The organism is Enterococcus timonensis (genome assembly GCF_900104595.1).
GTDB classification, from domain to species: Bacteria; Bacillota; Bacilli; order Lactobacillales; family Enterococcaceae; genus Enterococcus_J; species Enterococcus_J timonensis.
Map to the genome: position 1 here is coordinate 314744 of NZ_FNVY01000003.1, position 13506 is coordinate 328249.

A 13506-nucleotide genomic window follows, 5' to 3' on the forward strand; every position below is an offset into this window, starting at 1 on the left:
GTTATACTCATCACATAGGTTGGTTTATCGAACATACTAACTGGAAATGGAGGAGTTTTATATGGAGGAAGTTCCTGTTTTAAAAAATAAGCAAGTGAAAAAAAACAAAAAAAATACCTGGAAACGAATCAAAAAAGATTGGCAACTATATTCTTTGTTGATTGTACCAATAGTTTTCTTGTTAGTATTTAAATATGGCCCTATGGTTGGAAATGTAATTGCCTTTCGACGATTTATACCTGGTGGAAACATGTTTGGTGAAAATTGGGTTGGGTTACATTATTTCAAAATGTTCATGCACGATCAAGCATTTTGGAATGTCTTTAAGAACACAATTATTTTGGGAGGATTGAGTTTACTCTTTACATTCCCATTACCGATTGTATTTGCACTATTACTAAACGAAGTAAAATCACGAAAGTTTAAAAAATTTGTGCAAACAGCTTCCTACCTACCCTATTTTCTTTCGATGGTAATTATTGCAGGGATGATTTTACAAATTACAGCAACCAATGGAGTTATTAATAATGTAATTAAAGCTTTTACTGGTCACACAATTGACTTCATGCAAAATGCAAAATGGTTCCGACCTGTTTATGTTATTTCACAAGTATGGCAAACAACTGGTTGGGGAGCAATTTTATATCTGGCAGCTCTAACAAATATTGATGAGACACTTTATGAGGCAGCAAAAATCGATGGTGCTAATCGATGGAAACAAACTATTCATGTCACTTTACCAGGTATTCTTCCTACAGTAGTTACTTTATTAATCTTGAATGTGGGTAGTTTCCTCGGTGTTGGTTTTGAGAAAATTTTACTTTTATATAATCCACTAACCTACTCTACTGGAGATGTTATTAGTACGTATTTGTATCGAATAGGGCTACAGTCAAGTAATTTTAGTTACGCTACTGCAATTGGATTATTTGAATCATTAATTGGTTTAGTTTTAGTTCTATCGTCTAATTTAATTTCTAAAAAAATAACGGACACAAGTCTGTGGTAGGAGGTTGACAATGAGAACATCTAAGAGTTACAAAATATTTCAAGTTGTCAATACGATTATCTTGATTTTGATAGTCTTTGTGACCTTGTTTCCGTTTATAAATGTAGTTGCCCAATCTTTCAGTAGTGAAGCATTCATCAATTCAGGTAAAGTTACACTCTTTCCTAGAGGGTTCAACTTAGATACTTACAAAATTGTTGCTAGTGATAAAATGTTTTGGGTGAACTATAAAAATACAGTTCTTTATACAGTGTTAGGAACTGTGATATCCATGGTACTGACGACTATGTTGGCGTATGCCTTATCAAAAAAACATATAGTTGGTCAGAAGTTTTTTATTGCGTTTGCGGTGTTCACCATGTTTTTCAATGGTGGATTAATCCCTAATTATGTTTTAATTCGTTCGCTTGGATGGATTAATGAAATTTGGGCAGTTGTCATACCAGGAGCTCTAAGTGTTTATAACATGTTAATCATGAAAGCTTTCTTTGAGGCTATGCCTGATTCATTGGAGGAGGCAGCAGCAATTGACGGTCTAAGTACCTATGGAATTCTTTTTAAAATTGTACTTCCATTAAGTAAGCCCATAATGGCAACAATGATATTATTTTATGCAGTTGCATATTGGAACTCATGGTTCAGCGCGTTTTTATATTTTGACAAGCGAGATTTATTCCCAGTAACAGTTTATCTAAGAAATATGGTAAAAGGTGCTACAGGAGGTCAAGCGACAGGAGGAATGGATGCAGATAATCAACGGCAAGTTTCAGCTAATATCAAAGCTGTAACTATGGTACTATCAGTTTTACCTATCTTAACGGTTTATCCTTTTGTTCAAAAATATTTTGTGTCAGGAATTATGTTGGGATCAGTTAAACAATAAAAAGGAGGAGACAAAAATATGTCTTGGAAAAAAAGAATTTTAGCAGGGGTTTCATTAAGCTTGGTATCAATCGGATTGGTCGCATGTGGTGGGAACGAGAAAGAAGGATCGAGTGCTGATACGGAAACTGATTCATCTTCAACAGTGATAGATGCAGATCACTCAAAAGGTGCAATGGAAGATTATGCAGTAGGTAAAACTTTTAAAGCGTCAGAACCATTAGATGTTAGTATCATGTATTCAGATCATGAAGCATATCCTTATAAAGAAGATTGGTTATTCAATACCGAGTTGACCAAATTAACAAATATTACATTAGACCCAACATTGATTCCACGCTCAGATTACGAACAAAAGCGATCCTTGCTGATTAGCTCGGGCGACTCTCCATATATTATTCCTAAGACATATCCGGGATCAGAGGTTCCTTTTGTATCTTCAGGCGCAATTTTGGCAATTAGCGATTATTTAGATTATATGCCAAATTTGAAGGAAACTATTGAAAAATGGGAAATGAATCCTACAATGGATACCTTACGTCAGAATAATGGAAAATACTATGTGTTACCTGGTATTCATGAAGTAGCTTGGCAAGATTACACATTAGCATTTAGAACGGATATTTTAGACGAAAATGGATTGGAAATTCCTACGAGTTGGGATGAACTATATACTGTCCTAAAAGCGCTTAAAGAAGCATATCCAGAATCTATTCCCTTTTCTGATAGATGGCAAGGAAATTCTCTGCTCAAAATAGCTGCAGCTTCATATGGTGTTTCGGGAGGGTGGAGTTATGATAATAAAACTTTCGACGAAAAAGAAGGAAAATTTGTTTATACTGGAACAACCAACGAATATAAAGCAATGGTAGAGTACTTTAATAAACTCATTGAAGAAGGATTGTTAGATAAAGAAAGCTTTACACAAGATGATCAGACTGCATTGCAAAAATTCTACACCGGAGAATCATTTGTAATTTCTACAAATGGTCAGGAGCTTATCACTATGGAAGGTAATATGGATGAAACAATTGGAAAAGACAAATATTCAATTGCAAAAAGTCTAACTCCCGAAGGAGAAAAAGGTCCATATATTGCAGAACATAGATTGGAAAATGGAATTATGCTCTCTTCAAAATTAAAAGATAGTCCTAATTTTAAAGCCATTTTGCAATTTATCGACTGGTTATGGTACAGCGAAGAAGGCCAAGTTTTTGCAAAATGGGGTATTGAAGGCACAACTTATGAATTAATAGATGGAAAATATACTTTAACCTCAGACATAAACTTCAAAGGATTGAATCCTGATGGGACCAAAGATTTGCAAAAAGATTATGGTTTCTCAGGTGGTGTATATTCATATGGTGGTACTAAAGATTTGGTAAGATCAACGATGAATGAAACTGAAGTTGCTTGGCTAGAACAAATGGATTCCGAAAGAGAGGAATTGCCACTCCAACCACCAGCACCACTAGATGATATGCAGCTAGAACAAGCTACGTTAATCTCTACGCCAGTGAAAGATTATGTTGATCAAAGTACACTCCAATTTATTGTTGGACAACGCGATTTAAGTGAATGGAAAGCATATGTAGAAGAAGTAGATAGTAAGGGCGGAACTCAGTATATTGATATGATTAATGACGCCTACACTAAATATCAATCAGAAAACAAATAATTAGGTTTTTAGGAACCAGCAGGCCTCTGGTCAGTTGGTTCCTAAATTTTTTTAAGAGGAGATTCGTATGGCAAACAAACAAGAATTTACCGATGGAAAAATGTATAAATTTTCAACGAAAGCGTATGAATTAGTTGCTTGGCAAATTTCATTTTTAGCAGTCAGCAGCCCATTTTTAGTAGCACTATTATTTTTGGAACGAAGTGTTTCTAACATTATTTTATGGATCGTTTTTTCGATGTTTTTAGGACCAAGTTTAGCTGCAATGATTGGCTGTTTACTGAAAAAGAATCATAGTGAGTATTCACCTTTTAAACTGTATTTCCAAAAATATCGACAAAATTTGGGAGATGCTGTGAAATTAGAAATTCCAATATTAGTTCTAGCTAGTATTTTTTTAGTGGATATTCAATATCAAATACATACGGATTATTTCTTCGTAGCCTGGTTCTTTATCGCACTTTTGGTTTTCTTAAGCATTGTTACAATTTATGCGGGTATCATTAATGTTAAATTCAGTTTTAGATTAAGAGATATTTTTCGGCTGAGTCTGTATTATACTTTCACGCAATGGAAGGTAACCTTAAAAATCTTAAGTTACTTAGTGATTATAGGAGCAGTAATGTTTTTTTTAACAGATTTTTTGTTGATATTATTTACAGGTATCATTTTGAAGTTGTTTATTGCTGATTTCCCACCTATTTTAAGCGATATTGAAAATAATTTTACAAAAAAGCAAGAGAACGAGGTAGATTTAGATGAAATGGAAAACAACATTTAGTTATAGGCAACAAGATTACCGTACTTGGCCTTCATTTTTGAAAAAAGAAATCCAAAAAATTAAAGTAAATACAAATGTGGATAGTCAACGGTTGAGAGTAATTTTCGGAAACGAGTTCGGTGTAGAACCAATTGTATTTGAACAAGTAAATTTAAAAGTAAATGAGGATCAGTACGTTGTAACTAAAAATCATGAAGAAAAAATAGTTATTTATCCTGGAGAAACATTCTCTAGTGATATTTTGATGGTTTCCTTGAAAGCTACGGATGAAATTTTACTTAGTTCTCATTTAGCTGCAAATACAATTGTTACTTCTGGAACGGTTACCTATTCAAGACAAGTGATGAGCGTAGAAAATTTTCAAGAAGGGCACCTAATCAAGCAAAGCGAACAATTTAGGATGGTTAAAGAAAATCCTCGTATGTGTATGGTCTATGGAATTATAGCTTTGGAGCAATTATGTACAGAACAAACAAAAACGATTGCCGTCTTTGGTGATTCGTTAACTCAACAAGGTTTTTGGATTGATGGAATGAAACTGCGGTTGCGACAAGAAAAGAAAGAAAATATTGCTATTTTAAATATCGGAATCGGTGGTAATCGAGTTTTAGAAGAAACGGATCATAGTGAAGATGGTTATTATCGACATGGTTATTCTGGCTTATCTCGATTTGAAGATGATGTTTTCGGACGTGATGTGCCAGATTTTTTGGTTATTCAACATGGTATTAATGATTTAGTCCATCAATCTATGTATCCTAAAACAGATTTTGTAAAAGTTCCAGAAATCATTACGGGCCTAGAACAATATTGCAAAATTGCTAAAGAATACGGTATCGTGCCAATCGGGGTGACAATTTCACCATTAAGAAAATCTATTTTTTTTAATGAAAAATTTGAAAATGCCCGGTTACAATTGAATAATTGGTATCGGAGTTCGGGAAAATTTTCTGGCATTATTGATTTAGATGAGTATTTAAAAGATCCTGACGATCCAAGTCTATTGTTGGCTGAAGCTGATACTGGTGATGGGTTACATTACTCATTGGCTGGTGGTCATTTAGCAGCGTCTAAGATGGATTTGAGCATTTTTAATTTATAGGAGGAGCATTAATGAAAATTTCGCGAGATTCGGCGTGGTTATCTAAAAAAGTTCAAGAAAAATATAGTTTTTACTTTGATGAAAATCAAAAATTGGCAACGACGCTTAAAAATGAAATTAAGGAACTTTTTCCTGAAAGTAACTTTTCAACACTTGCAAAATGCGATATAGAACTTAAAATTGATATTCTTTCTTCCGTTGGTTTAGAAGGTTTTCATATGGAAATAGTCGACGAAAAAATTGTTGTTTCTGCTAATACAAGTGAAGGATTACTTTATGGATTTTTCCATTTGTATGAAATGCTTGTTTTGAAAAAGGAAATTAAGAAAAACAATTATATTCCTCAACAATCTATTCGCATGATTAATCATTGGGATAATGCAGACGGTAGTGTGGAACGGGGTTACGCTGGACAATCCATTTTTTATGAAAATGGAGCATTCAAAAAAGATTTAGAAATCGTAACTGAATACGCAAGGTTTTTGGCTTCAGTTGGTATTAATGCAATTTCGATTAATAATGTCAATGTACATGAAGTAGAAACAAAATTTATAACCAAAGAATATTTACCAGAAGTAAAGAGGGTTGCGGATCAATTTGCAGCTTATGGTATTCAAACATATTTGAGTTTGAATTATGCTGCGCCAGTAGAAGTTGGTGATTTAAAAACAGCGGATCCTTTAGATTCAGAAGTTATTCAATTTTGGGAGGAAACCGTCAAAAATATTTATGAAGAAATCCCTGACTTTGGCGGATTCGTAGTTAAGGCAGATTCAGAGAACCGACCTGGACCGTTTACTTATGGTAGAAATCATGATGAAGGGGCTAATGTTTTGGCAAGAGCCTTAAAACATTTTGGCGGAAAAGTTATTTGGCGTTGTTTTGTTTATAATTGCGCACAAGATTGGCGCGACCGTTCTACTGATCGGGCAAAAGCCGCCTATGACAACTTTATGCCGTTGGATGGTAACTTTGATGATAACGTCATTTTGCAAATTAAAAATGGTCCTATTGATTTTCAAGTAAGAGAGCCAATTTCACCACTATTTGGTAGTTTACAAAAAACTAACCAAATTTTAGAATTTCAGATAGCACAAGAATACACAGGACAACAATTACACATTTGTTATTTGCTTCCAATGTGGAAAGAAGTCTTAGATTTCTCTATATCAGGAAATAACTCTTCGCCCGTAAAGAGAATATTGGCAAAAAATTCTCCTCAGAAACAAAACTCTGGCATCGCCGCAGTAGTAAATGTTGGAATGGATAATAATTGGACCGGTCATAAATTAGCTCAAGCTAATTTGTATGGCTATGGAAAAATTATTTGGGATAACGATTTGACAGCTGAAGAAATTGCTAATGATTGGTTAGAGTTAAGTTTTACTTTGTCAAAAGAAAATAAAGAGAAACTTTCCGAAATTTTATTACATTCACGACAGACATATGAAGACTACACTGCGCCACTTGGAATAGGGTTTATGGTGGAACCTAATCATCATTATGGACCTAACGTTGACGGATACGAATATTCACGTTGGGGCACATATCATTTTGCTGACCGTAATGGTATTGGTGTAGATCGAACTCAGAAAACGGGTACTGGATATACCCAACAATATTTAGGGGAGCATCAAAAACAATATGAGAACATAGCAACTTGTCCGGATAATTTGCTACTCTTTTTCCATCATGTACCGTATGATCATGTTTTACAGAGTGGGAAAACAGTCATTCAACATATTTACGATACTCACTTTTCAGGCTTTCAACAAGCTCTCATCGATCAAAAAATAATTGCTGAATTGTCTCTTGAGTTAGACCAAGCTAGTGCCCAAAATCTCGAGAGTAGGCTTCAAGAACAAGTTCGATGTGCTCGTGAATGGCGTGATCAGATTAATACGTATTTTTACCGTAAATCCGGTGTGGAAGACGAACTAGGTCGATTGATTTATCGTTAGGTTAATCCGGTCAGAAAGGAGTGAGTGTAATAGTATATTTTAACGATGGATGGACATTTGTGGAACAACAACTTCATGAAGAGGAAATCCCAGAGGAAATGTGGCAAAAAGCACCAGGCTTCCAACCTGTAAAAATCCCTCATGATTGGTTAATTACTGATAGTCAAAACCTATATCGTAATAGTGAGGGTTGGTATAAAAAAATTTTTGCGGTTAATTCTTCAGAGTTAAAAAAAAATTGGCAGTTAACGTTTGATGGTATTTATGTTAATTGTGAAATTTATTTAAATGGTCAACTGGCCAAAGTATGGAAAAATGGTTATACAGCATTTTCGTTTCTGTTGAATCCATTTTTGGTTGTAGGAGAAAATGAGATTTTTGTTCGAGGGAAACATCAAGCACCAAATTCAAGATGGTATTCTGGGGCAGGTATTTACCGTAATATTTATTTAGAAAAATTTGATCAAGTGTATTGTCCTTCAGATAATGTTTATCTGCATACTCAAAAACAAAAAGATTCGCTAGATTGGCAAGTACAAACAGAACTTTTGGTGGAAAACCCGCAATGTTATTCTGGTCCATTACAAATTATTCAAAAGGTATTTTTGAATGATAAAATTGTTTTAACTGAAGAAAATTTCTTGCGATTATCTGGAAATCAAAAACAAGAAAAAATTGTGATTAGTACGTTAGTTCCTCAACCAAATTTGTGGAGCCCACACTCTCCAAATCTGTATGATTTAGAAATAAGTATACTGGGCGATGGTTTTGGTCAAATTATTCACGAAAAAATTGGTTTTCGGGAAATCACTCTCGATGCTAATCAGGGACTTTTTCTTAATGGACAACATTTAAAAATTCATGGTGTGTGTCAACATCATGATTTAGGCGCGTTAGGAGCTGCTTTTCAAGAGCAAGCTGTTCGGAGGCAACTCCTTATCTTAAAAGAAATGGGAGTCAACGCTATACGAACGGCACATAATCCTGCAGCTCGTGAATTATTAGCCCTAACAGATGAGCTAGGATTTTTAGTTCAGTCAGAATTTAGCGATGTTTGGAAACATCCAAAAACCACTTATGATTACGCTCAGTTTTTTGACGAATGGAAATCAATTGATGTAAAAAATTGGATTTGCCGTGACCGTAATCACCCTAGCGTTTTTATGTGGAGTATTGGTAATGAAATTTATGATACGCACGGGCGAGATGATGGAGAGGAAACACTGCTATTTTTAAAAAATGAAGTACAAAAATATGATTTTTTACAAAACGCCACAATTACTTTTGGCTCCAACTATTTGCTTTGGGATAAGACACAAAAAGCAGCTGATTTATTAAAAGTAGTTGGCTATAATTACGGAGAAAATTTATATGAGAAGCATCACCAATTACATCCTGATTGGATTATTTATGGTAGTGAGACAGGCTCAATTGTGCAAAGTCGAGGTGTCTATCATTTCCCCTTAGAGGAAAAAATTTTAAGTGATGACGATTTGCAATGTTCATCTTTAGGAAATAGTCCAACGAGTTGGGGCGCTAAGGATATTGAACAGATGATTTTAAACGACCGCTACACTTCATATTCAATGGGTCAATTTATTTGGACAGGGACAGATTACTTGGGAGAGCCGACTCCTTATCATACAAAAAACTCCTATTTTGGTCAGATAGATACGGCTGGATTTGTCAAAGATAGTTATTATGTTTATCAAGCTGGGTGGACGGACTACCATAATCATCCAATGATACATGTTTTCCCGTATTGGGATTTTTCATTAGGACAAGAAATCAACGTAAGAGTGGCTAGTAACTTGCCTTGTGTAGAACTATTTTTTAATAAGCAATCTTTAGGTAAAAGTTGGAATGATCAAACTCACGGAGAAAAAATTCTTCATGATTGGAAAATCTCTTATCTTCCAGGGACAATTCAAGTGATTGGTTATTTTCCAAACGGGAAGATTGCCATCGAACAAACGCGACAATCTTTCGGTGATGTAGAAAATTTAATCTTAATTAGCGATAAAAAAATCGGACAAGCAAATGGTGATGATATTTTTTTTGTGACACTTGAAGCCTCCGATCTGCAAGGGAATTTTGTGGACAACGCTAATTGTGAAGTAGATATCAGCCTTAAAGGACCATGTGTTTTTTTGGGAGCTGATAATGGAGATAGTACGAATATCATAAGTTATCAAAGCACTAGGCAGCGAATGTTTAATGGAAAATTATTAATAATGATTGGAACCACTAAACAAGAAGGCGAAATATTACTAAAAGTTTCGAGTAAAGAACAGGAAACAACGCTAACCTTAGAAAGTAATAGGGTCTTTTTAAGAGAGGGGATATCTTCTTTTTTACCACGTCAACTGATTGAAAAAATAGGAGAATTAAAAGTTCCTATCCGGAAAATTTCGTTAATAAATCAATTAAAAAGTAATGTCATCGATTCACAAGTAAAAAGTTTTTCTGTTTTAGCTCAAACTTTTCCAGTGAATGCAGACACTCAATCACTTATTTGGCGAATTACCGATGAAAAAGGCATTGATTCTGATTTAGCTACCATGGAGATTTTTGATGATTCGATTAAAGTTACTCCAATAGCTAACGGTAAAATCGTAATTCGATGCGGTGTTTTGAATGAAAAAGATCATCTTGATTTTTATAGTTCTTTAAATTTTGAAATTATTGGTCGACAAGAACCATTTCTAAATCCCTACGAGCTAATTTCTGGAGGTAAATATTCACGAAGCAATCAAGAGTTAACTAGCGGTAATGAACGTGGAATTGCAACACTGCGTGGAGTTAGAAGTTTTGTTTCTTTCGATGAAATAGAATTCGGTCTATTAGGAGCCGATCGATTGACGTTGTCTTTATTTCCATTAGAGGGAAATGTTTTTCCAATTGAAATATGGCAAGGATATCCATATGAAAAAGGTAGCCAACTGTTGGAAATAGTTAACTATACAAAGGGGACAATTTGGAATACTTATCAAGATCAAAGTTTTAAATTGAATCAAAAACTAATGGGACGACAAACTATATCTTTCGTATTTGATCAAAAAGTACACATGAAAGGGTTTTGGTTTGATGAACCTAAACTGAATTTTCAAGTTATCAATACAAACCAGCATAATTACCTATATGGAGATCAATTTAAGGAAGCTCCTGATGGAATTTTAGCTATCGGTAATAATGTAACTGTAGGATTTTACCGATTTGATTTTGGAACAATTGGAGCCAATCGCCTTCGAATTTATGGGCAAGCACTAGAGCGCCATAATACAGTACGATTAAAAATTTTAGGTGTGAAAACTGAAGAAACAATTTTGTTAGAATTTGATTCGACCGAACACGCTCAGTGGGTTGAATTTTCATTACCAACAATCTATGGGGAAAATGAAGTAGAGTTTATTTTTTTACCGGGTTCAAATTTTAATTTTTACAAATTTGCTTTTGAAGCTAAGAGTGGGGTAAAAGATGACTAAAGTCTATCGTAATTTTTTTTCGGAAATACAGATTAGTGAAAAAGAAATAGAGCAACGTAAAAAAGAAATCTGGGAGCATCTATTTGTAGGTAAACACAAAATTTATTTTACGGATGAAATAGGTGGATATGTACTAGATACCGGTAATCACGATGTTAGATCAGAGGGTATGAGCTATGCCATGATGCTCGCAGTGCAATATGATAGAAAAGATGTATTTGACAAATTGTGGACTTGGGCTAAATTTAATATGTATTTGACCCAAGGACCTAATCAAGGATATTTTGCGTGGTCAGTTTGGCCTTCGGGTGAAAAAAACTCCAACGGTCCAGCACCGGATGGTGAAGAATATTTTGCGATGGCCCTCTTTTTTGCAAGTCATCGTTTTGGCGACGATCAAGGAATTTACCATTATGAAAATCAAGCCCGGGAAATTTTAGCAACTTGCTTACACCAAGATGAAAAATTCCCCGGATACAGCATGTGGAATCAAGAAAATAAATTAATTAAATTTGTTCCCAATGTGGATTTTTCTGATCCTTCTTATCATCTGCCACATTTTTATCAACTGTTTAGTTACTGGGCAAACGAGGAAGATCGGTCCTTCTGGAAGGAAGCGAGCAGTGAAAGTCGCAAATATCTTGTGCTGGCTAGCCATCCAATTACAGGATTAAGTGCAGAGTATGCGGAATATGATGGTACACCGAAAAATGTAAAAGATCATGACCGTTTTTTCTCTGATGCCTATCGGGTAGCTGCAAATATTGGTTTGGATGCCCAATGGTTTGGAAAAACAAAAGCTTTAAGCGAAGTTGTAGAACGACTACAAAAATTTTTGGCGGAGAGAATTGATCAAGAAGAGGTGTACTATATTGATGGTACTTTAGCGCATGAAAAAGTACTACATCCAATTGGGCTAATTGCTAGCTCAGCTGAGGGCTCACTAGCACTTGAAAATGAGTTATCTAAAAAATGGGCGCAAAAATTTTGGGATACGCCTTTACGAGTAGGCGATCGTCGCTACTATGATAATTTCTTATATGCGTTTTCCTTTTTGGCTTTAAGCGGAAATTATCGTATATATGGGGAGGTGTCAGAATGAAAAATCCGATTATTGCTGGTTTTTCCCCAGACCCTTCCATTTGTAGAGTTGGAAAAGATTATTATTTAGTAAATTCAAGCTTTTCTTATTTTCCAGGTGTGCCGATTTATCATAGTTATGATTTAGAAAACTGGGAATTTATTGGAAATATATTAAATAGGGAAAGTCAATTGCCATTAAAGGAAGTTACTCATTCAAATGGTATATTCGCGCCTACCATTCGCTATCATAAAGGAAAATTTCACCTCATTACTACTAATGTTTCACACGGTGGAACATTTATTGTGACTGCGGATTTACCAACTGGACCTTGGAGTGAACCACACTATTTGCCAACGGAAGGAATCGATCCTAGTTTATTTTTTGATGAAAATGGGCATTCTTATTACCTAGGAACCCGCCCTAGTCGAAAAGGTCTTCATTATGAAGGCAATTGGGAAATTTGGATTCAAGAAATAGATTTAGACACTTTTGAGTTACTTGGAGTAAGTACAACAATTTGGCAAGGCGCTTTGCGAAATGTTATTTGGCCAGAAGGACCACATCTTTATCGACGTGGAGAATATTATTATTTATTAATTGCAGAAGGTGGGACAGGAGATAACCACGCGATCACTGTTGCACGAAGCAAAGAAATTGACGATTGGTACCAAGGGAATCCTCGTAATCCAATTCTCACTCATCGCCATTTAGGAAAAGAATATCCTATACAAAATGTTGGGCACGGAGATTTAGTCGAAACGGCTGACGGAGAATGGTTTCTAGTTTGTTTAGGCCAACGTCCTGTAAAAGGAGCAAGTAATTTAGGACGTGAAACTTTTTTAGCAAATGTTGTTTGGGAAAACGATTGGCCAGTTATTAATCCTGGTTTAGGTCATTTGGTATGCTCTGAGGAATTTGAAAATCAAAATGAAGTGTATGATTTTAAAAAAGGGAAACCTGATTGCGCATTATTTTTACGAAATCCATTTGAAGAGAATTATGTTTTTCAGCAAGATGGCTTGGATTTAATTTTGGCTAAAGAAACTGTAGCTGATCTTAGTACTATTAGTTATCTAGGTTTTCGTCAAAAAACATTTTTTTATCGTTTACAAACAGAAGTTACTTTTCAACCGGTTCAATTGTTGGAAGAAGCAGGACTTCTAATTTTGCAAAGTGATTCAGCTAGCATTCGTTTAGTCTTGCGTCTCGAATCGGAAGGATTGCTTATTCAAGTTAGAAAAATTTCTATTGAAGGAGAAGAAGTTTTAGCAAGCCGAAAAATTTCTGCTAAAATAGTTAAGTTAGAAATCCAACAAGAAAATCAAGAACTTTCATTTTACTTTACAGAATCCGCTGAAATATCAGTTTTACTTATCTCAGGTGTTGATTCACGTTTTTTATCAACCGAATACGCCGGCGGATTTGTTGGAAATACTTTTGGTGTTTATGGTTCGAGTAATGGAAGGGCAAGCTCAACCCGGGCACTGTTTAAAAATCTAACAATCTCCGAATTAGAGGTGTAAA

General features: G+C 35.0%; 9 protein-coding genes. All 9 read left to right on the top strand.

From position 1 onward, the window contains the following. Positions 1-61: 61 nt before the first annotated feature. The 9 genes from BQ5341_RS03330 to BQ5341_RS03370 all read left to right on the top strand — a co-directional run bounded on the left by BQ5341_RS03330 (position 62) and on the right by BQ5341_RS03370 (position 13505). On the top strand, positions 62-1009 hold the full coding sequence (locus BQ5341_RS03330) for an ABC transporter permease (RefSeq protein ID WP_071130625.1): 948 nt from the start codon (positions 62-64) through the stop codon (positions 1007-1009). A gap of 10 nt (positions 1010-1019) precedes the next feature. Next, positions 1020-1892: a carbohydrate ABC transporter permease gene (locus BQ5341_RS03335; RefSeq protein WP_071130626.1), complete on the top strand. Its 873-nt coding sequence runs from the start codon at positions 1020-1022 to the stop codon at positions 1890-1892. 18 nt (positions 1893-1910) lie between these two features. Then, a complete protein-coding gene (locus BQ5341_RS03340) occupies positions 1911-3569 on the top strand; it encodes an ABC transporter substrate-binding protein (protein WP_071130627.1) in 1659 nt (552 codons plus the stop codon). 67 nt (positions 3570-3636) lie between these two features. Further along, positions 3637-4350 (top strand): DUF624 domain-containing protein, encoded by a 714-nt coding sequence (locus tag BQ5341_RS03345; protein ID WP_071130628.1) that lies wholly within the window; start codon positions 3637-3639, stop codon positions 4348-4350. Continuing rightward, a complete protein-coding gene (locus tag BQ5341_RS03350; protein WP_071130629.1) occupies positions 4328-5452 on the top strand; it encodes an SGNH/GDSL hydrolase family protein in 1125 nt (374 codons plus the stop codon). The genes BQ5341_RS03345 and BQ5341_RS03350 overlap by 23 nt, the downstream gene beginning before the upstream one ends. 11 nt (positions 5453-5463) lie before the next feature. Beyond that, on the top strand, positions 5464-7413 hold the full coding sequence (locus BQ5341_RS03355) for an alpha-glucuronidase (RefSeq protein ID WP_071130630.1): 1950 nt from the start codon (positions 5464-5466) through the stop codon (positions 7411-7413). A 59-nt stretch (positions 7414-7472) separates the two neighbouring features. Continuing rightward, positions 7473-10898, top strand: a complete 3426-nt coding sequence (locus tag BQ5341_RS03360) for a glycoside hydrolase family 2 TIM barrel-domain containing protein (protein WP_083378579.1) — start codon at positions 7473-7475, stop codon at positions 10896-10898. After that, positions 10891-12000 (top strand): family 8 glycosyl hydrolase, encoded by a 1110-nt coding sequence (locus BQ5341_RS03365; RefSeq protein WP_071130632.1) that lies wholly within the window; start codon positions 10891-10893, stop codon positions 11998-12000. Before BQ5341_RS03360 ends, BQ5341_RS03365 begins: the two co-directional genes overlap by 8 nt. Beyond that, positions 11997-13505 carry a glycoside hydrolase family 43 protein gene (locus tag BQ5341_RS03370; RefSeq protein WP_071130633.1) on the top strand — a complete coding sequence of 503 codons (1509 nt, stop codon included), beginning with the start codon at positions 11997-11999 and terminating at the stop codon, positions 13503-13505. The genes BQ5341_RS03365 and BQ5341_RS03370 overlap by 4 nt, the downstream gene beginning before the upstream one ends. The last annotated feature ends 1 nt before the right edge of the window (position 13506 follow it).

Excerpts from the sequence above, each read along its gene's own strand:
- BQ5341_RS03330 (WP_071130625.1), top strand. The coding sequence starts at position 62 with ATGGAGGAAGTTCCTGTTTTAAAAAATAAGCAAGTGAAAAAAAACAAA.
- BQ5341_RS03335 (WP_071130626.1), top strand. The coding sequence starts at position 1,020 with ATGAGAACATCTAAGAGTTACAAAATATTTCAAGTTGTCAATACGATT.
- BQ5341_RS03340 (WP_071130627.1), top strand. The coding sequence starts at position 1,911 with ATGTCTTGGAAAAAAAGAATTTTAGCAGGGGTTTCATTAAGCTTGGTA.
- BQ5341_RS03345 (WP_071130628.1), top strand. The coding sequence starts at position 3,637 with ATGGCAAACAAACAAGAATTTACCGATGGAAAAATGTATAAATTTTCA.
- BQ5341_RS03350 (WP_071130629.1), top strand. The coding sequence starts at position 4,328 with ATGAAATGGAAAACAACATTTAGTTATAGGCAACAAGATTACCGTACT.
- BQ5341_RS03355 (WP_071130630.1), top strand. The coding sequence starts at position 5,464 with ATGAAAATTTCGCGAGATTCGGCGTGGTTATCTAAAAAAGTTCAAGAA.
- BQ5341_RS03365 (WP_071130632.1), top strand. The coding sequence starts at position 10,891 with ATGACTAAAGTCTATCGTAATTTTTTTTCGGAAATACAGATTAGTGAA.
- BQ5341_RS03370 (WP_071130633.1), top strand. The coding sequence starts at position 11,997 with ATGAAAAATCCGATTATTGCTGGTTTTTCCCCAGACCCTTCCATTTGT.